An 18,013-nucleotide genomic window follows, 5' to 3' on the forward strand; every position below is an offset into this window, starting at 1 on the left:
CATCCTCAATCGCGCATTTCGGTCTGGCGTTCGACGGGGTCGATCAGCACGGCTTTTTGCTGGCGAACCATCAGGTCGAGGATTTCATCCTGGCGCTCGCCAAGGATCCCCGAGAAGCTGATGCCGCTGCTTTTGGTCGGCGCGAGCATGGACACGCGATACAGCTCCACGCTCAACGGCGAGTCGATGGACAGCGGGCCGCTGCCATTGGCCGCCAGTTCGCCGCCGACCACGATCAGCGAAACCTGAGCGTCGAACGGGTCGAGCTTGATGTCGCGGTCGGTGTCGGAAAGGTCCTTGATGTGGCCGTAGACGCCGGTCAGGCCGTTGGCCATGGCGACGTTTTCGTACAGGCGAATATTCACGCTGTTGCGAATGCGGATGCCGTGGCGTTTGTTGCTGATCACCTTGTTGCCCCACAGCAGGTTGTCGGCACTCTCGTAGAGGGTGATGCCGTCGGTGTGGTTGCGGTAGATCTCGTTGTAGGCAATCAGGTTGTTGACGCTGTTACGGTCGATCACCAGGCCCGAGAGTTTGTTGTCGTAGCTACGGTTGTTGAAGATGAAGCTGTCGTTCACTTCCCGGGAAATGATGATGCCGTGCTTCTTCTTCGTCCCGTGGACGGTGTTGTCGGCGATGATCAGCCGGTGCGAACGGTCGTGGGGGTCGATGCCGTAGACGATGTTGTCTTTGTAGGTGTTGCCCTTGACCACGAAGTCGCGGGTTTCGTAGCAGTAGAAGCCGTACCACATGTCCGAGAATTCCGAGCCGATGATCCAGCCGGTGGGTTCATCGCGCTTGAGTACCTTGGCCATGTTCGGCGTGTACTGGGAAATACTCACGCCGTAGGACTTGGAGTTGGCGTAGCCGAAGCTGGCCATCTGGCTGTTGACGATGTAAGTCTCGGTGCCGCCCCAGGCCAACAGGAACGGGCGGAATTCCTTGGGCGAGCGGAAGGTCGCCGGGCCGTTGTCTTTCTCGCGCCAGCCCGTGACCTTGGTGTCGCGCACAAACAGCTGGCCATCGTTGACCAGGAACGAGCCGCCCTCCTGGGACAGGCGCAGCTCCTGGGTCTGTTTGTCGATTTCCAGGATGCCCTTGCGTCCGACCACGATCGGCAAGCGCGCGAGGAATACACCCGGCGCGGTTTCGCTGATGTACTGCTTGGGCAGTTTCTTGGCCAGGTCTTTGAGGTTGATGTAACCGTCGTCGATAAAGATCGCCTGGGGAATGCCGTGTTGGCGCACCACCCATTCGGCCATCTTGTTGTCACCGCCGATAAAGTCCTTCAGGGCGTCTTCCTGCATCATCCGGCGCACGCTGATCTTGCCCGGCTTGCTGCGCACGATCTTCGCCGCAGCGGCCTCGGCGGTGTAGCCGGAGAGGTCGGGCAGGGTCGGCGTGGCCAGGTTCAACGGCTCGGTGGGCGCGCTGCTGACAGTGTAGGTCTTGGCCTGTTGCAGCTCCTTGGCGACGATCGGCGCCTTGGCCGGCTCGACAGTGGCGAACGCCGAGCTGCTGGCCAGCAACAGGGCGCCGGCCAACAGGCTGATGGCGCCTTTCGCAGCGGGGCTGTTCATGGGGTAGCAGTTCATTTCGGGCACTCCCTTCGCGGCTCGCATCAGAAGCGCCAGATCACGTCGATAAAGGCGCGGTGCATGTACGAGTCGACGTCTTTGCCATAGGCATCGCCGGGCTTGAACACACCGCCACGAAAACGCACCAGGGCCGACGGCTCATCGATGGACTGGCTCAGGGCCGCCGGCAACAGGCCCTGCTTGAAGTACTTGGTGACCACCAAGTCCATTTCCTGCCCCAGGTCTTTCTTGCCGTCTTGCAGCGGCAGCGAGGTGCTGGAGAGCAGGTTGCCGTCGCCGTCATAGTCGTTGTCCACGGCGTTGATGCCGTTGCTGCCGACGGCCTTCTTGCCGTCCACGCGCCAGAACTTGTGGTAGATCAGGCTGGCGTCGTATTCGTCGTTGAGCATCCAGGAACCGAACAGGGTGGCGGTCTGCATGTTGTTCATTTCGCCGCGATAGGCTTCGCCGAAACGGTGCACGCGGGAGCGGGTGCCGGTGTAGTTGGAGCGGTTGCTTTCCAGGCCGTTCTGCTCGTAGTCGCCGCTGGCGCGGGCATAGGCGGCGCCGACTTGCCAGTTCGGGTCCAGGCGCAGGCGTACGCCCAGGTCCGTGGCCCAGCCGTCGAGGTTCTCGCCGCGCTTGGCCTGGGCCGGGCGGTTGCCATTGGCGTCCAGTGCGTTGACCGTGTCGCGGTCGCCGCGCATGCCGGTCAGGCTGGCCCAGTAGTTGACGGTGTTGGTGTTGCGCCAGTTGTAGGCGTCGCTGTCGGCGGTAAGGCCGAGCCAAGTGAGGTCGCCGTTGTCTTTCTTGTCCAGGGAGTCGGCTGCTTCGCCGGGCACCGGATAGTCGAGCTTGCCGTCATCGTGGGTGTGATGACCGCGAATCCCCACCCAGTTGCCTGGGGTCCACTGGTAAGCCGCGTCGCCGTAGACGTGCAGGCGGTCTTTATCCTTGGGCGCCAGTTCCTTGAGGTCGGTGCGGTACTCGCTGAAGCGCTCGGCGGCGCCAACGTTGGCCCGCAGCAAGGTGGTGTCGAAGGTCCAGTTCAGGGCTTCGATGTTGGTGTCGCGCCACTGGCCGTCGTCGTTGCGCAGGCGTTGGCGGCCCAGTTTCAACTGCTCGCCGGGGTAGGGCGTGAAGCCGCTGTAGCCGATCCAGAACTCACGCAGGGCCAGGTAGTTTTTCTTGGTCTTGCGGTCGTCGTTGCTCGACTGCTGGGTACCGTCGGCGTCCGACTGCTGCAGGGTATCGGTTTCGATGATGTCGGTGGAGGTCACCGCCTGGCCCATGGCGTAGGCGCTCCAGGCACCGCGTTCACCGTAGACCCAAGGCCGCAGGTCCAGGCCCAGGCCGTTGACGTCGCCGCCGCGCTGGGTGCCGAGGTCGCGATCATCTTCGGATTGGCCGGTGATCTTCACTTCCAGGCCGAAGTTCTTGGTGTCGGTGATGGCTGCCAGCGACGGGGTCGCCCAGATCAGCGCGAAGCCCAGGCTCAGGCCCAGCTTTGACAGGCTGAAGCGGCCAGGGGCGGCAGTGGTGAGTGGAAACTTGAGCGTCATAGGGATTCCTCGCCGTCTTCTTCCTGCAGCGCGTGCAGTTGCAGCGTGTTCTGGGTCAGGGCGCCACGCACCGCCTGTTCCTGTTGCAGCAGGCGCTGGGCTTCGGCGCGCTGGCCGGGGGGCAGTTGTTCATCCAGCTGTTGCGCCAGTTCGTTGGCCTGGGGCGTGTCCTGGACCTTGGCCAGCTGGCTGAAGACGTAGGCGTTGATCGGGTTGGGCGCGGTGCCGCGGCCCTGGGAAAACAACTGGGCAATGGCGAAGTCGGCGCTGTTCTGGCCATTGCGGGCAGCGGTCAGCAGGTGGTCCAGGGCCTTTTGCGGGTACACCTGGCCCAGGTAGCCACGGCGGTAGATCTGCCCCAGGTAGTAGTCGGCGGCGACTTCGCGGCCCACGGCTTTCTGGAAATGCGCCTCGGCCACCTTGGCGTCGGCGGGCACCCATTTGCCTTCGTAGTAGAGCTTGCCCAGCAGCAGTTCGGCGCGGGGCTGGTCGGCGGCGCGGCCGTTGTCCAGGTATTCCATCATCTTGTCGACGTCACCCAGTTCGGGGAAGTCGTAGAGCAGTTGGGCCAGGCTGACCCAGGACGCCGGGTAGCCTGGGGCCACTTGCTCCAGCAGGGCCTGGGCGGTTTTTTCATCCGGCTTGCCGAGGCTGGCATCGCCCAGCACGCGGGCCACGCTGTCGACTCGCTGGGCGCTGACCGTGCCACGGCTGTAGCCAGCCTGCAGCTGCTTGAGCAGCTCGGCCTGTTGCTCCGGCTGGCCGCGTTTTTGATAAACGGTGGCCAGTTCCACGTAGCAGATGTCGGTGCTGTTGAGTGCGGCCTTGCAGATGGTTTCCACCTCCGCCAGGTGCTGGTCGTAGCTGCCTTGGGTGCGGTACAGCAGCACCTGGGCCAGGCCGGCTTCCGGGTAACCGGCGCTGCGCCATTGGCTGATCTGCTGCTGGGCGTTGATGTTGGGGAAGCTGTGGGGGTATTGCAGGTACAGCATCGCCAGGGGAATCAGGGTGTTGCCTTCACCGTTGGCAAAGGCTTTTTTCAACAGGCCTTCGGCTTCGTGCTGCTCGGCCTCGGTGGAGCCGGGCTTGGCCACCAACAGGCGGCCAAGGCGCGCCTGGGCCCGGGGCGACACATCAGCCGCAGCGCGATAGGTGGCCTCGGCCTGCTTGATCTGCGCCGGGTCGCGGCTGTCCACCTGGATGTCGGCCAGACCCACCTGGGCTTCGCTGTAGCCCAGGTCTGCCAACTGGCGGTAGTTCTGTTCGGCCAGGGCGGTGTCGCCGCGCTTCAGGGCTTCGTTGGCCAGGCGCTGGTCCGGCAGGCCGGCGCAACCGGCCAGGCTCACGGCCAGGGCCAGGGCGCACAGGGCCAGATGGCGGCGGCCTTGAGGCTTATCGAGTGCGCAGCACTCGCCAATGAAAAGACTAGTCACAGGCATGTCCTCCGCTCAGAGACCGGCGGCCATGGCTTTGTCGATCAACCAGTTCATCGAGGGACCGCGGTCGCTGCTGACTTCCACCGGGCGACCGGCGAAGGCGCTGCTCAGGGGCGCGTCGGGTTTGATCTGCACGCGGATGTCGGAGGACAGGTCGTTGCTGTTGAGGCTGGTGCTGCTGACGATGGTGCCGCGGCGCACGGTGTCTTCATCGGCAATCTGGAAGTTGACCTTGGTGCCTGGGCGGACATCAGCGAATTGACGGTAAGAGAAGCGCGCTTCGACGTTGGCCTGGCTGCCCCGCGGGACCAGTTGGAAGATCACGTCGCCTTTGCTGGCGTACTGGCCGTCGGCGACCATTTGCTGGGCCACGGTGCAGTCGCAAGGGGAGGTCAGGGTGCCGGTCATTTGCTTGCCGAACAGCTCCTCGACCTTGGCCGGTTGCAGTTGGTCTTCATCCAGGTGGCCTTTGAGCACGTCGAGCATGCTGGTGCTGAAGGTGGCCAGTGGCGCGCCCTTGGCGGCGATACCGTCGCTCTGCACCAGGCTTTGTACGGTGCCGTCGCGCGGCATGGTGACGTTCATCCCCGGGACGCTGACCAGGCCGGCCTGGGCGTGGCTGACGAAGTACATGCCGTACACCGACTTGAGGATGAAACCGAACGCCGCCAGGCCCACCACGAAGATCCCGGCGCTGAAGGTCACGGCCCGCAGACGGCCCATGGCGGTCATGCCGCTGCCGCTGTCCTTGGTCTTGCGCGCCTTGGTGAAGTTGTCGCGCTGCAGGGTGGCGAGCACGTCGCCCATGCTGACGATGTCGCCGGCCAGGTGCGAGGTGATCAGGTGGCGCAGGGTGGAAATGTCCTGGGGCTCGAGGTTCTGGAACTGGCAACCGACGCGCCCGTTCTGACGATCGAAGGAGCGGATCTGCAGTTCAACGTCCATGGCCAGGCCGAGGTTGTCGATGACGAACTGCAGACGGCCCTTGTGTACTTCGCCGACCTTGAGCATCTGCTGCCCGGCGTTGAAGCTCAGGCCACCGGCAGAGAGGTCGTGGACCCGCACTTCAAGGGGTTTGGCCTCGTTCCCGAAGAAGCGCAGCTTGGCCGGGATCTTGACCCGGGCGTGCTGGCGTTGGGCTTCGGATTCATGCACTACGTTGACGTTCACGGCGGTGTTCATAGAGTCGATTTCCTAGTTAATTCAGGCAAGTCGGGTCAGACCATCAGCAGCAGCACGGCGACGAATACGCTGCCGGCCGAGAAGGTCATGGTTCGAGACGACCAGGTGTTGAACCAACGTTGAAAGCTGGCGAGATCACGGGTCAGTTTGGTGTCCTGGCGGGTCCAGGATTGCTGGTCGAGGCGGAAGAACACATAGATCTTCACCAGGGCGCCGACGATCTGGTTGTAATAGAGAATCAGCGGATAGGCCGGGCCGATCCGGTGCCCCGAGCAGGACAGCAACAGGGTCAGGATCAAGCGGGTGATACCGATCCACAGCAGGTACGCGAGGATGAAGGCGGTGCCGTACTTGAAGCTGGCGATGATGGCCACGGTCAGGCCCAGCAGTGAGGTCCACATGGACACGCGCTGGTCGAACAGCACCACGCTGGTGAACAGCCCCAGGCGTTTCATGCCCAGGCCCAGAGCCCGGGCGTTCTGCCGCAGGTTGTTGCCGTACCAGCGGAACATCAGCTTGCGGCTGGCCTTGATGAAGCTCTTTTCCGGCGGGTGCTCCACGGTGTTGATCGCAGCGTCGGGCACGTAGAAGGTGTCGTAGCCCAGGCGCATCAGGCTGAACCAGCTGGACTTGTCGTCGCCGGTGAGGAACTTGAAGCGGCCCAGGCGCCAGTGTTGCAGGGAGTCGCTTTCCACGTCGGCGATGAAGTCCGGGTCGGTGACCACGGTGGCGCGGAACACCGACATGCGTCCGGTCATGGTCAGCACGCGCTTGGACAGGGCCATGGAGCACATGTTGATGTGGCGCTGGGCGAAGCGCAGCTTGTGCCACTCGCTCATGATGTAGCCGCCGCGCACTTCGCAGAATTCGTTGGTGGTCAGGCCGCCGACGTTGTCGAACAGCTGGAACCAGGGCACGGTCTTGCGCACGACGCCTTCGCCGAGCACGGTGTCGCCGTCGATCACCGCCACTACGGCGCGGTTGTCCGGCAGGTGGCGGGAGATGGCGCGAAAACCGAAGGCCAGGCCGTCGCGCTTGCCGGTGCCGGGGATGCGCACGAAGTCCAGCTTGACCCGCTCCGGCGGGTTCATCCGCGCCCACAGGCTTTTCACCAGCAGCTCGTCGGACATCTCCACGATCGAGCAGACCACGGTGGTGGGGAAGCCGCAGTCGATGGCTTCGCGGATCACCGAACCGTAGACCTGGGCGGTGGTCAGCGCATCGATGCGAAAGCTGGTGACCATCAGGAACACGTGGGACGGGTCCGCCGCGCTGCCGAGCTTGCGCACCTTGCGCCGCAGGTGCGGGTAGACCACGTAGAGAAACAGCATGCCGCGCACGAAGTGCGTGGCACCCATGGAGTAGCGCCAGATGCCCACGGCGCCAATCAGGAAAATGAAGTCCTTGGACTGCGAGTCGAAGGTCGATGTGGGCAGCAACAAGGCCATGCCCATCAGCAAACTCAAGTAAAACAGCCAACCGGCGGCCTGAAGCAGGCCGTGCTTTAGCCTGTGCATAATCTGCGTCCATCAAGGTCTCGGGCGAGCCTGTGGGGTGGCCCGAGGGGGGTTAAGGCAGGCATGGAGATTTGGGAGGGCCAGATCGCTGGCAAGCCAGCTCCTACGGGGATGGGGTAGGAGCCGGCTGGCCGGCGAAGCCTTACCAGCAGATCCCTTCGGTACGGCCTTTGGCGCAGGTGGCCTTGGACATGAAGCCCACCAGGTCGATGACCTGCTTGCCGTGGGGCACGTCTTCGGCCAGGGCGCGGAACTTCTCGTCGCGGTTGCCGAGGATGATCACGTCGGAGTTGCCGATCACCGCGTCGAAGTCCGAGTTGAGCAGGGACGAGACGTGGGGGATCTTCGACTCGATGTAGTCCTTGTTGGCACCATGGACCCGGGCGTATTCGACGTTGCTGTCGTAGATGCTCAGGTCGAAGCCCTTGCCGATGAGCATTTCCGCCAGCTCCACCAGCGGACTCTCGCGCAGGTCGTCGGTGCCGGCCTTGAAGCTCAGGCCGAGCAGGGCGACCTTGCGCTTGTCGTGGCTGGAAACGATGTCGAAGGCGTTCTGCACCTGGGACTCGTTACTGCGCATCAGCGAGTTGAGCAGCGGCGCCTCGATGTCCAGGGAGCTGGCGCGGTAGGTCAGGGCGCGCACGTCCTTGGGCAGGCACGAGCCGCCGAAGGCGAAGCCGGGGCGCATGTAGTACTGGGACAGGTTGAGGGTCTTGTCCTGGCAGACCACGTCCATCACTTCACGGCCGTCGACACCCACCGCCTTGGCAATGTTGCCGATCTCGTTGGCGAAGGTGACCTTGGTGGCGTGCCAGACGTTGCAGGTGTACTTGATCATCTCGGCGACTTCGATGTCCTTGCGGATGATCGGCGCGTCGAGTTCTTCGTACAGCGCTTGCAGCACGTCACCGGAGGCCTGGTCGAACTGGCCGATCACGGTCATGGGCGGGAAGTCGTAGTCTTTGATCGCGGTGCTTTCGCGCAGGAACTCGGGGTTCACCGCCACGCCGAAATCCACCCCGGCCTTCTTGCCCGAGCAGTCTTCGAGAATCGGGATCACCACGTTCTTCACTGTGCCCGGCAGCACCGTGCTGCGTACCACGATGGTGTGGCGGGTGGCCTTGTCGCGCAGGACGAAACCGATCTCGCGGCACACCGATTCGATGTAGTCCAGTTCCAGGTCGCCGTTCTTCTTGCTCGGGGTGCCGACGCAGATCATCGACAAGTCGGTATCGCGAATGGCTTCGGCGAAGTTGGTGGTGCCGCGCAGACGAGCGGTCTGGATTCCTTGCGCCAGAAGTTCACCCAGACCCGGTTCGACGATGGGCGATTTGCCGGCGTTGATCAGGTCGATCTTGTCTTTGGAGATATCTACGCCAACCACTTCATGGCCCCGTGCGGACAGGCAACCGGCACAGACTGCACCGACGTAACCCAAACCAAATATGCTGATGCGCATCGCATTTACCTCTGTGTTATTCACGCCATTAAATGGCCGGAGTTAATGTTTGCCAGCTGTTGTTGCGCACTCGGAAGTACAACGAAGTACGTTGTAGTGCCGTGTGCAGGCAGACTAAGTTCCGAGTGACTAAATAAATGCACTCAAGTTGTGCGCAACCGATCCTTGTTGTTTTGACTTGCCCTTGAATGTTGCCGGCGGCTCCTGCTACAGGTTTCCCGAGAAAAACCACTCGATGTCCTTCGAATGGCTGGAGGCCATGTATTCAGGGCTTTCCAGTTGATTTCTGCGGTCCTTGAAGGCCAGCTGTTCCTTGGCTCGTTAGGGGATAGTTGAGGTGCCTTATCTCCTGTTGTTTACCCGTTAGTTCAAGTTTGTGACTCATTGGTCAAACCAGTGTCGGAACTTGATTGGTTTTACTGAGCCCGTGTAAGTCATCTCTTACAACCTCGTTGAGAATCGTTACCGGTGGTATGAGCGGTGTCTGAAGGCATAGTTCCTGCCCACTCATCCTGTTTTTAGAAATTTCTTGAAATATTGAGAAAGATGGCACTGCTCTCAAACTGATAGCACTTAAGGTTTGAGCCTTTAGTTATGGGGAGTTGAAGCGAGGGGGTACTTTTGTGCCACTACTGAATAAAAAAAGTGGTGCCACTACTGAAAAAAATCAGCGCTGTCGAGTGAAAGAAAAGTTATAGAAATAGATGAAAGTTTCATGGCGCCAAAAAAATGGCTTTATAAAGGCGGGGAATGTGCGGGTGATCACATTCTGGCGCGCTCGCCGGGTGGAAACGAGCGCGGCAGGGGAACGCTTTATTCCGGTGCGTGGTCGCGCAGGAACACCAGGTTGTCGGCTTTGGATTGTTCCGCACTGAAGCGGTAGCCCTGGACGTCGAATTGCTTGAGTTGCGCTGGATCGTTGATGCGTTCCTGGATGACGAAACGGCTCATCAAGCCCCGGGCCTTCTTGGCATAGAAGCTGATGATCTTGTACTGGCCGTTCTTCAGGTCCTTGAACTCGGTATTGATGATCCGCGCGTTCAGGGCTGTGCGTTTGACTGCCGAGAAGTACTCGTTGGAGGCCAGGTTGAGCAACAGGTCGTCGCCCTGATCGGCCAGGGCTTCGTTCAGCCATTCACTGATGCGGGTGCCCCAGAAGGCATACAGGTCCTTGCCCCGGGCGTTGGCCAGCTTGGTGCCCATTTCCAGGCGATAGGGCTGCATCAGGTCCAGGGGGCGCAGCAGGCCGTAGAGGCCGGAGAGCATGCGCAGGTGTTGCTGGGCGTAATCGAAGTCCGCTTCGCTCAAGGATTCGGCGTTGAGCCCGGTATAGACGTCGCCCTTGAAGGCCAGCAGCGCCTGCTTGGCGTTGTCCGGAGTGAAGGCCGGGGTCCAGCTGCCGAAACGCGCGGCGTTGAGCCCGCCGATCTTGTCGGATACGTGCATCAGCTCGCTGATCTGTGCCGGGGTCAGTTCCCGCAGTTGCTGAATCAGTTCCTGGGAGTGGTCGAGGTATTGCGGCTGGGTGAAGCGCTGGGTAACCGGCGGTGTTTCGTAATCGAGGGTCTTGGCGGGTGAAATCACCATCAGCATGGGGTCGTCTCCTTTTGGCGTCGGGGGATTCTAGGGGCTCGGGCGTTCGGACTCCACCTATGATGGCGATAGCCATGACCGCTGATCGCGGTTCGCCGGCAAACCGGCTGCTACACGGCCCTGCAGGAGCTGGCTTGCCAGCGAAGGGGCCCTGATTCCTGGCGCAGATCGGCTATAGTGCCGCGCGGGTTTTGTTCTGGAGGCATCCCTTTGCGTATCGCGTTTTTCTTCTCGGCCTGGCTTCTGAGTTTCAGTGTGCTGGCGGCGCCCAATGATGTGGCGACCCTGGATCGCAGCACCTGGCCGGAAAAGCTCGACAATCCGACCCTGTTCGACGTCGCCTCGCGGGCCGAGATCCTGACCTTTGCCCGCACCTTGCTGATCAGCGAGGCCTGGGACGAGGCTTCCCTGAAGCAGCGCCTGGGCTTGCGCATGATCAACATGGAGGCGATCTTTGAGCTGCGCGAGCATCTCTGGAAGCGCCTGCTGGACAACTACAACTTCGCCCAGCAGAGCTGCGACCAGGACGCTTCGTTCTGCTATCTGGTGGAAAACATGCAGCAACTGCGCAAGCAGGCCGGCAAGTTCCACCTGGCGGAGGATTCCTACTACGCCCGTTGGGGCGAGCCGAGCCGGACTTTCCATGAGCAGTACCTGGACGAATTGCTGCGCAAGGCGGCGCTGGCCCCTCAGACCAGCAGCGAGGTGCTGCGCTACGGCGACTACGAACGCAACGGCGACGAACTCAACGACCGGCTGTTTCTGCTGACCTTCGACAGCGCCGCCAACCTGGCGCCGGACAACACGCCCTGGCTGACCAGTTACCTGCGCAAGGCCAATCTCAGCGGTACGTTCTTTGTCCTGGGCAACGACATCCAGAACCGCCTCGACAAGGCGTCGGTGGCCAGCCTGCAATCCCTGTACTCCAGGCAGTGCGTTGGCGTGCAAGGCTGGGAGTTCCGCTCCCACAGTCACTGGCAGGACTGGCAGTACTCGATCCAGCGCAGCGCCGATCTGGTGAAGAGCAAGCTGCCGGAGAACTACGTGCCCTTGTTCCGCCCGCCCTTTGGCCAGCGTCGTGCCGATGCCCAGGACTTCTTCAATGCCCAGGGCATGCAGGTGGCGTTGTGGGACATCGACGCCCAGGATGGCGCCGGCAAGCTCAAGGCCGAGGACAGTGGTCAACGGGTACTGACCTTGATGTTGCTATGGCGACGCGGGGTGATTGCCTTCAATGCCAAACAGGATGGGGTCAAGAGCAGCTTGCCCTGGTTGCTGGCGCAGACTGCGCAAAGCGGCATCGGTTGGGAGGATTGTCAGGACGCGTTTCGCTGAAACGGCCAAGTGCCCGGAAACACGGGGTATGGGCGCTAAAGGGGGCGGATTTCAGCGGGATTTCGAGGCAGGCGGACTTTCGACTTTAACGGTGCTGGGGCAACGCGCCAAGGGCTTTTCGTCACCCTGAAAAATAAACATCAAAAAAGCGTCAAAGTGCGTTTTCCTGTCACGGTTTTTGGAGTATTACGAACTTAGACCGCCGAAACCTGCGACACAGGTGGCGTCTCCCAAGACTCCTTGTGTGTGCAGCTCACCTGAACCCCTGCGGGTGAATTCGGTGGTCATTCGAGGCGCGATACCCCATGGTATTGCGTCGACTGGCTCCCACATAAGGTGACCGAGTATGGATGACCACGGACGTAGCTCTTCTTCCAACCAGCCAATCCTTTATGTACTCGATACCAATGTATTGATTCACGATCCCAACGCCTTACTGAATTTCGAAGAACACCACGTCGCCATCCCCATGACCGTCCTCGAAGAGCTGGACAAGCTCAAGAGCGGGCACCACAGCGTTGCCGCCGAATGCCGTCAGGCGATCCGTCTGATCGACAAGACCCTGGGCGAGGCTTCCCCCGAGGACGTCGAGCTGGGGGTTCCGATCCAGCGCGGCAAGAGCGGGCCCAAGGGCTTGCTGTCGATTCTGATGAGCAAGCGCAACGAGCCCAACAGCCTGTTGCCGGAAAACCTCAACGACAACATCATCATCAACCAGTTGATCGACCTGCACGCGCGCAACAAGGACTTGCCCGTGGTGCTGGTGACCAAAGACATCAATATGCGCCTCAAGGCGCGGGCCTGCGGGATCGCCGCCGAGGACTACAGCACCGACCAGCTGGTGGACGACGTGTCCCTGCTGCCCAATGGTTTCCACAACATGAGCGGCTCGTTCTGGGACCGCGTGAGCAAGGTGGAAACCCGTCAGGACCACGGCCGCACCTGGCACCAGGTGCAGTTGATCGACAACCTGCCGGCGGTGCATATCAATGAATTCATCATCGACGAACAGGGCTTTGTCGGCTGGATCAAGGAGATCCGCGCCGATGTGCTGCTGATCCTCGATCTGCATCAGGAACCCCTGTTGCACCAGGAAGCCTGGGGCCTGAAACCGCGCGACATCTATCAGGGCCTGGCGCTGTACGCGTTGCTCGACCCGGACATCCACCTGGTCAACCTGTCCGGCGCCGCCGGTTCCGGCAAGACCATCCTGGCCCTGGCCGCTGCCATCGAGCAGACCATGGTCAGCAAGCGCTACCGGCGCATCATCGCCACCCGCAGCGTGCAGGGGCTGGACCAGGAGATCGGCTTCCTGCCGGGCACCGAGGCGGAGAAAATGGAACCCTGGCTGGGTGCCATTACCGACAACCTCGAAGCCTTGCATATGGATGACGAGAACACCCATGGCAGCGTCGATTACATCCTCAGCAAGGTGCCGTTGCAGTTCAAATCCCTGAACTACATCCGCGGTCGCAGCTTCCAGCAGAGCCTGATCCTGATCGACGAATGCCAGAACCTGACCCCGCACCAGATGAAAACCATCATCACCCGTGCCGGCGCCGGTTCCAAAGTGGTGTGCCTGGGCAACCTGGCACAGATCGACACCCCTTACCTGTCGGCCACCAGCTCGGGGCTGACCTACCTCACCGAACGCTTCAAGGACTTCCCCAATGGCGTGCACATCACCCTGCAAGGGGTGCCGCGCTCGATCCTGGCGGAGTACGCGGAAAGCCACCTGTAACTTCAATCCTTCCAGCACGGGCGACCTTCGGGTCGCCCGTTTTGCATTCGGCCTGGGGCACTGGGTTATTCTGCGGCTCCCCGCCGCCGAGCGCTTCCCAGTTGGAAAACACCGGATGACCCGCGTTTCCCTGCGCAATATCGATCTGAATCTGTTGGTGGTGCTCGATGCCTTGCTGACGGAAAAGCACGTGACCCGCACCGGCGAGCGCCTGCACCTGAGCCAGCCGGCGATCAGTCATTCCCTGGGCAAGCTGCGGGTGCTACTGGATGACCCGTTGCTGATCCGCCAGGGCAACGATGTGCTGCTCAGCCCGCTGGCCCGCAGCCTGCAAGCGCCCCTCAAGGACATCCTCAGTCAGATCGAAACCCTGTTCGGCAAGTCCCTCGACTTTGATCCGGCCAGTTCCCAGCGGATCTTTCACCTGGCGATGTCGGATTACGGTGCGGCGATCGTACTCCCCAGGTTGCTGGTGCGCCTGCGTGGCGAGGCGCCCTTGATGCGCCTGGTGGTGACCCAGGGCAGCCGCCACGAGATGTTCGAGCAGATCGCCCTGGGCAAGATCGACCTGGCCCTGGGGGTGTTTCCCAGCCCTTCGGATGAGATCGTCAAGGAGGTGTTGTTCGAGGAAACCTTTTCCTGCCTGGTGGACCGCGCCACCCTCGATGGTGACGGCGGCCTGGACCTGACGGCTTATCTGCAGCGTCCCCATCTGCAGGTGTCGATGGACGGCTGTTTCAATGGCGAAGTCGATCACCGCCTGGGGGATGAGGGACTGCAGCGGCAGATCGCGGTCAGCGTGCCCCACTGGGGCATCGCGCCGGGGATGATCCGTGGCACCGACCTGATTCTGACCGTGGCCAGCCGCACCCTGGACGAGATCCCGCTGCAGGAAGGGCTGCTGCGGCTGCCCCCGCCCTTGAACATTGCGCCCTTCAAATTCGTGCAGATCTGGCATTCGCGTTTCAACGATGACCCGGCCCATCGCTGGTTGCGTGAACAGGTCAAGCTGGCCAGCCAGGCCAAGGCCTGAAATGACGCCTCAGCCGCGGGTGGTGATGACGAAACCGCCGATCACCACCAGCACGCCAATGAGTTTCTGCAGGCTGATGTCTTTGCGTGGCAGGCCCACCAGCCCGAAGTAGTCGATGATCAGCGAGATCAGCAACTGGCCGATGATCACCGCCATGATGAAGTTCAGCGCCCCCAGGCGTGGCGCCATCAGCAGTGCCACGGTGATGTAGAGCACTCCGGCCATGCCGCCCATCCAGATCCACCAGGGGCCTTGCAGCGCGGCCATGAGATTGGGCTTGGGCACTTTGATGAACAGCAGCAGGCCACCCAGCACCAGCAGGCTGACCAGCAAGGAAACGCCGGTGGCCCACAATGGATGCCCCAGCAGGGTGCCCAGGCGGGCGTTGGTCCCGGCCTGGAGGGGCACGGCGAAACCGGCGAGCAGGCTGAGCAGGATCGAAACGAACAAGGCCATGAAGCGACTTCCTTTTGCGGTTTTTTGCGCTGTTGTACGTTGATCCGCAGTCGGGCTCCAATTCGTTGTTTTGATGCGGGTTATTCGCCAGGCTGATTGCCGGTTGGCGCTGCCGGGCGCCGGGCAGATGCCCCGTGCGAAAAACTGGCCTGCAGGTTTACAATCGGCCCACCTGATCAGGAGTAACACCGTGCTGACTCATCTCGATTCCCAAGGTCGCGCCAATATGGTCGACGTCACCGATAAGGCCGTGACCTTCCGCGAGGCAGTGGCCGAAGCCCGGGTGCGCATGCTCCCGCAAACCCTGCAAATGATCGTCAGTGGCGGTCACCCCAAGGGCGATGTGTTCGCCGTGGCGCGCATCGCCGGAATCCAGGCGGCGAAGAAAACCAGCGACCTGATTCCCCTCTGCCATCCGTTGATGCTCACCAGCGTCAAGGTCGAGCTCAGTGCCGAAGGCGAGGACAGCGTGCGCATCGTGGCGCGTTGCAAACTGTCGGGGCAGACCGGGGTGGAGATGGAGGCGTTGACCGCCGCCAGCGTCGCCGCGCTGACGATCTATGACATGTGCAAGGCCGTGGACCGCGGCATGACCATCGAAGGCGTGCGGGTACTGGAGAAAACCGGCGGCAAGAGCGGTCAATACCGGGCGCGGGCGGCTGACGCATGAAGATCCAGGTCAGGTTTTTCGCCCGTTACCGTGAGGCACTGGGGCTCGACGCCCTGGAGATTGAAGGGTCGTTCGCCTGTGTCGACGATGTGCGCCAGGCGCTGTTGTCCCGTGACGGGGCCGCCGTGCTCGCCGAACAGAATCTGATGTGCGCCCGCAATGAGGACCTGTGCTCGCTGGACGAGCCCTTGGCGGACGGTGATGAAGTGGCGTTCTTTCCCACTGTGACCGGAGGCTGAGATGGCGATCCGAGTGCAATCCGCGGCCTTCGATCCGGGAGCTGAAGTCAACGCCATGCACGCCGCCGATACCGGGGTTGGCGCAGTGGTGAGCTTTGTCGGTTACGTGCGCGACTTCAATGACGGCCAGGATGTCCACGGCATGTTCCTCGAGCATTATCCGGGCATGACCGAAAAGGCCCTGGCCAAGATCGCCGCCGAAGCTCAGCAGCGCTGGCCGCTGTTGCAGTTGGAGGTGCTGCACCGCATCGGTGCCCTGGAGCCGGGCGAGCCCATCGTCTTCGTCGGCGCGGCCAGTGCCCATCGCCAGGCGGCTTTTGATGCCTGTGCCTTTGTCATGGACTACCTCAAGACCCGTGCACCGTTCTGGAAAAAGGAAAACACCGCCGACGGCCCCCGTTGGGTGGAAGGCCGCGACAGTGATCACGCTGCGGCCGATCGCTGGAAAGAATGATCCCCTGATCCTCGCTGGTGGGGCCTGAGCAGGCCGCCATTCAACCTTCAATCGACTGCGACTGTTCCCGCTAACCGCTGGGGATAAGTCGCTGCGCGCGTCGTTGACGATGTGTACGTAAAAGTCCAGTATGGATTAACAAGTACAAGTTGAGTCTTTACCGTTTTACCTCTTCCTTCTGTCTTGCCAAACCAACAACAACCCGCGAGAGAACGAACATGAAAAAACTCCCCCTCATCAGTGGCCTGGTCTTGAGCCTGTTGGCGTGCAGCAGCCTGATGGCCGCCGAGAAAACCCTGCGCCTGGGCATCGAGGCGGCGTATCCGCCGTTCGCCTTCAAGACTGCCGACGGCAAGATCGGTGGTTTCGACTACGACATCGGCAACGCCCTGTGCGCGCAGATGCAGGTCAAGTGCGAGTGGATCGAGGGTGAGTTCGACGGCCTGATTCCCTCGCTGAAGGTGAAGAAGATCGATGCCGCGCTGTCCTCCATGACCATTACCGCGGAACGGCGTAAATCGGTGGATTTCACCCACAAGTACTATTTCACTTCATCGCGCCTGGTGATGAAGAAGGGCGCGGTGGTGGACGACCAGTACGCCAGTCTCAAGGGCAAGACCGTGGGTGTGCAGCGTTCCACCACCACCGATCGCTTCGCTACCGAAGTCTTCGAGCCCAAGGGCATCAAGGTGGTGCGCTACAGCAACAACGAAGAGATCTACATGGACCTGGCGGCCGGGCGCCTGGACGCGATCTTCGCCGACACCATTCCTCTGGATGATTTCCTGTCGATGCCACGGGGCGCCGACTACGCCTTTGTCGGTCCTGAGTTGAAAGATCCGAAATACGTCGGCGAGGGCGCCGGAATTGCTGTGCGCAAGGGCAACGGTGAACTGGTGGGCGAGTTGAACAAGGCCATCGATGATATTCGCGCCAATGGTGAATACCAGAAGATCCAGGCCAAGTACTTCAAGTCGGATATTTATGGGGATTGAGAGATTGCGGCGTTCTTGAGGACGCCTTCGCGAGCAAGCTCGCTCCTACAGGTGTTGTGCAATTGCGTGTAGGAGCGAGCTCGCTCGCGAACCTTTATTGTCCCTTCAATTCCTTCAGGTGCTTGTACACCGTCGCCCGGCCCATGTTCAGCACGTTGGCCACATAGTTGGAGGCGCTCTTGCCCTTGAAGGCACCTTCGGCGTGCAGGGCCAGTACCAGTTCGCGCTTGTGATCGCGGGTCAGCAGGTTCAGCCCCAGCTGGCGCTCGCGCAGCCAGTTGTGCAGGAAGGTGTTGATGCGCTCTTGCCAGTCATCACGAAACAGCGAGTCGGGCTGGGGAATCAGTTTGCTGGGTGAGAGAAACAGGTCCAGCGCGGCCTTGGCATTTTCGAACAGCGAGATATTCAGGTTGATGCACAGCACGGCCATTGGCTGACCGTGGCTGTCGCGCAGCACGCTGCTGAGGCTGCGGATCTTCTGGCCGTCCCAGTTGAGCTTTTCATAGGGGCCGATGTTGCGTTCGCTGCTGTCGCCACTGAGCAGGTCTTCCAGGGCCGCATCGTCGCCCACTTCACGCTTGGACAGGTTATTGGCGATGTAGTCGATTTTCTGCGTGCGCAGGTCGTGGAGCACCACCTCGGCATGGGGGAAGAACAGCGTGGCAATGGCGTCGGCAATCGCCCGGAAATTGTCCAGGGCAGGGTCCTTTGCGGGTGAGGTCATGGGTCGTACTCCAGGCGGCTTCAGCGCCCGCCGCTAGCGG

General features: G+C 61.6%; 16 protein-coding genes. 7 read left to right on the top strand and 9 right to left on the bottom strand.

Translation table 11 applies throughout. The features are described from left to right. Positions 1-5: 5 nt before the first annotated feature. From algG to yaaA, 7 genes are all read right to left on the bottom strand, one after another. Positions 6-1,595, bottom strand: a complete 1,590-nt coding sequence (gene algG, locus P7C00_RS05685) for a mannuronan 5-epimerase AlgG (protein WP_404938276.1) — start codon at positions 1,593-1,595, stop codon at positions 6-8. Between the two features lie 26 nt (positions 1,596-1,621). Then, the gene (locus P7C00_RS05690; protein WP_404938277.1) at positions 1,622-3,139 is read right to left on the bottom strand and encodes an alginate export family protein; all 1,518 of its coding nucleotides are present in this window, start codon (positions 3,137-3,139) and stop codon (positions 1,622-1,624) included. Next, a complete protein-coding gene (gene algK, locus P7C00_RS05695; protein ID WP_404938278.1) occupies positions 3,136-4,578 on the bottom strand; it encodes an alginate biosynthesis TPR repeat lipoprotein AlgK in 1,443 nt (480 codons plus the stop codon). The genes P7C00_RS05690 and algK overlap by 4 nt, the downstream gene beginning before the upstream one ends. 9 nt (positions 4,579-4,587) lie before the next feature. Further along, positions 4,588-5,757, bottom strand: coding sequence for an alginate biosynthesis protein Alg44 (locus P7C00_RS05700; RefSeq protein ID WP_346633539.1), 1,170 nt, complete (start codon positions 5,755-5,757; stop codon positions 4,588-4,590). Between the two features lie 35 nt (positions 5,758-5,792). After that, positions 5,793-7,274: a mannuronan synthase gene (gene alg8, locus P7C00_RS05705; RefSeq protein ID WP_404938279.1), complete on the bottom strand. Its 1,482-nt coding sequence runs from the start codon at positions 7,272-7,274 to the stop codon at positions 5,793-5,795. Between the two features lie 142 nt (positions 7,275-7,416). Beyond that, complete coding sequence (locus tag P7C00_RS05710) at positions 7,417-8,733, bottom strand: nucleotide sugar dehydrogenase (protein WP_404938280.1); 1,317 nt, start codon at positions 8,731-8,733, stop codon at positions 7,417-7,419. A gap of 813 nt (positions 8,734-9,546) precedes the next feature. Then, the gene (yaaA, locus tag P7C00_RS05715; protein WP_346633537.1) at positions 9,547-10,326 is read right to left on the bottom strand and encodes a peroxide stress protein YaaA; all 780 of its coding nucleotides are present in this window, start codon (positions 10,324-10,326) and stop codon (positions 9,547-9,549) included. 210 nt (positions 10,327-10,536) lie between these two features. Between yaaA and P7C00_RS05720 the strand changes: the two genes are divergently transcribed. The 3 genes from P7C00_RS05720 to P7C00_RS05730 all read left to right on the top strand — a co-directional run bounded on the left by P7C00_RS05720 (position 10,537) and on the right by P7C00_RS05730 (position 14,435). Continuing rightward, positions 10,537-11,661, top strand: coding sequence for a polysaccharide deacetylase family protein (locus tag P7C00_RS05720; protein ID WP_404938281.1), 1,125 nt, complete (start codon positions 10,537-10,539; stop codon positions 11,659-11,661). Between the two features lie 346 nt (positions 11,662-12,007). Then, positions 12,008-13,402 (top strand): PhoH family protein, encoded by a 1,395-nt coding sequence (locus P7C00_RS05725; protein WP_060837639.1) that lies wholly within the window; start codon positions 12,008-12,010, stop codon positions 13,400-13,402. A 115-nt stretch (positions 13,403-13,517) separates the two neighbouring features. Next, entirely contained in the window at positions 13,518-14,435 is a 918-nt protein-coding gene (locus P7C00_RS05730) for a LysR family transcriptional regulator (protein WP_404938282.1), read from the top strand. 9 nt (positions 14,436-14,444) lie between these two features. Here P7C00_RS05730 and P7C00_RS05735 read toward each other — a convergent pair whose 3' ends face one another. Continuing rightward, the gene (locus P7C00_RS05735) at positions 14,445-14,891 is read right to left on the bottom strand and encodes a DMT family transporter (RefSeq protein WP_404938283.1); all 447 of its coding nucleotides are present in this window, start codon (positions 14,889-14,891) and stop codon (positions 14,445-14,447) included. A gap of 190 nt (positions 14,892-15,081) precedes the next feature. Here P7C00_RS05735 and moaC point away from each other — a divergent pair, with 190 nt between their 5' ends. From moaC to P7C00_RS05755, 4 genes are all read left to right on the top strand, one after another. Further along, positions 15,082-15,561 carry a cyclic pyranopterin monophosphate synthase MoaC gene (gene moaC, locus P7C00_RS05740; RefSeq protein ID WP_404938284.1) on the top strand — a complete coding sequence of 160 codons (480 nt, stop codon included), beginning with the start codon at positions 15,082-15,084 and terminating at the stop codon, positions 15,559-15,561. Continuing rightward, a complete protein-coding gene (locus P7C00_RS05745; protein ID WP_346633532.1) occupies positions 15,558-15,800 on the top strand; it encodes a MoaD/ThiS family protein in 243 nt (80 codons plus the stop codon). The genes moaC and P7C00_RS05745 overlap by 4 nt, the downstream gene beginning before the upstream one ends. Before the next feature lies 1 nt (position 15,801). Beyond that, a complete protein-coding gene (moaE, locus tag P7C00_RS05750) occupies positions 15,802-16,254 on the top strand; it encodes a molybdopterin synthase catalytic subunit MoaE (RefSeq protein ID WP_346633531.1) in 453 nt (150 codons plus the stop codon). 218 nt (positions 16,255-16,472) lie between these two features. Continuing rightward, positions 16,473-17,249: an ABC transporter substrate-binding protein gene (locus P7C00_RS05755; protein WP_346633530.1), complete on the top strand. Its 777-nt coding sequence runs from the start codon at positions 16,473-16,475 to the stop codon at positions 17,247-17,249. 94 nt (positions 17,250-17,343) lie between these two features. On the opposite strand, the gene P7C00_RS05760 is transcribed toward P7C00_RS05755, so the two are convergent. Further along, positions 17,344-17,973 (bottom strand): transcriptional regulator, encoded by a 630-nt coding sequence (locus P7C00_RS05760; protein WP_346633529.1) that lies wholly within the window; start codon positions 17,971-17,973, stop codon positions 17,344-17,346. Positions 17,974-18,013 lie beyond the last annotated feature (40 nt).

Source organism: Pseudomonas sp. JDS08PS003 (assembly GCF_045013505.1).
In the GTDB taxonomy this organism is placed as follows: Bacteria; Pseudomonadota; Gammaproteobacteria; order Pseudomonadales; family Pseudomonadaceae; genus Aquipseudomonas; species Aquipseudomonas protegens_B.

Coding starts and splice junctions, on each gene's coding strand:
- algG (WP_404938276.1), bottom strand. CDS start 1,595: ATGAACTGCTACCCCATGAACAGCCCCGCTGCGAAAGGCGCCATCAGC.
- P7C00_RS05690 (WP_404938277.1), bottom strand. CDS start 3,139: ATGACGCTCAAGTTTCCACTCACCACTGCCGCCCCTGGCCGCTTCAGC.
- algK (WP_404938278.1), bottom strand. CDS start 4,578: ATGCCTGTGACTAGTCTTTTCATTGGCGAGTGCTGCGCACTCGATAAG.
- P7C00_RS05700 (WP_346633539.1), bottom strand. CDS start 5,757: ATGAACACCGCCGTGAACGTCAACGTAGTGCATGAATCCGAAGCCCAA.
- alg8 (WP_404938279.1), bottom strand. CDS start 7,274: ATGCACAGGCTAAAGCACGGCCTGCTTCAGGCCGCCGGTTGGCTGTTT.
- P7C00_RS05710 (WP_404938280.1), bottom strand. CDS start 8,733: ATGCGCATCAGCATATTTGGTTTGGGTTACGTCGGTGCAGTCTGTGCC.
- yaaA (WP_346633537.1), bottom strand. CDS start 10,326: ATGCTGATGGTGATTTCACCCGCCAAGACCCTCGATTACGAAACACCG.
- P7C00_RS05725 (WP_060837639.1), top strand. CDS start 12,008: ATGGATGACCACGGACGTAGCTCTTCTTCCAACCAGCCAATCCTTTAT.
- P7C00_RS05730 (WP_404938282.1), top strand. CDS start 13,518: ATGACCCGCGTTTCCCTGCGCAATATCGATCTGAATCTGTTGGTGGTG.
- P7C00_RS05735 (WP_404938283.1), bottom strand. CDS start 14,891: ATGGCCTTGTTCGTTTCGATCCTGCTCAGCCTGCTCGCCGGTTTCGCC.
- P7C00_RS05745 (WP_346633532.1), top strand. CDS start 15,558: ATGAAGATCCAGGTCAGGTTTTTCGCCCGTTACCGTGAGGCACTGGGG.
- moaE (WP_346633531.1), top strand. CDS start 15,802: ATGGCGATCCGAGTGCAATCCGCGGCCTTCGATCCGGGAGCTGAAGTC.
- P7C00_RS05755 (WP_346633530.1), top strand. CDS start 16,473: ATGAAAAAACTCCCCCTCATCAGTGGCCTGGTCTTGAGCCTGTTGGCG.
- P7C00_RS05760 (WP_346633529.1), bottom strand. CDS start 17,973: ATGACCTCACCCGCAAAGGACCCTGCCCTGGACAATTTCCGGGCGATT.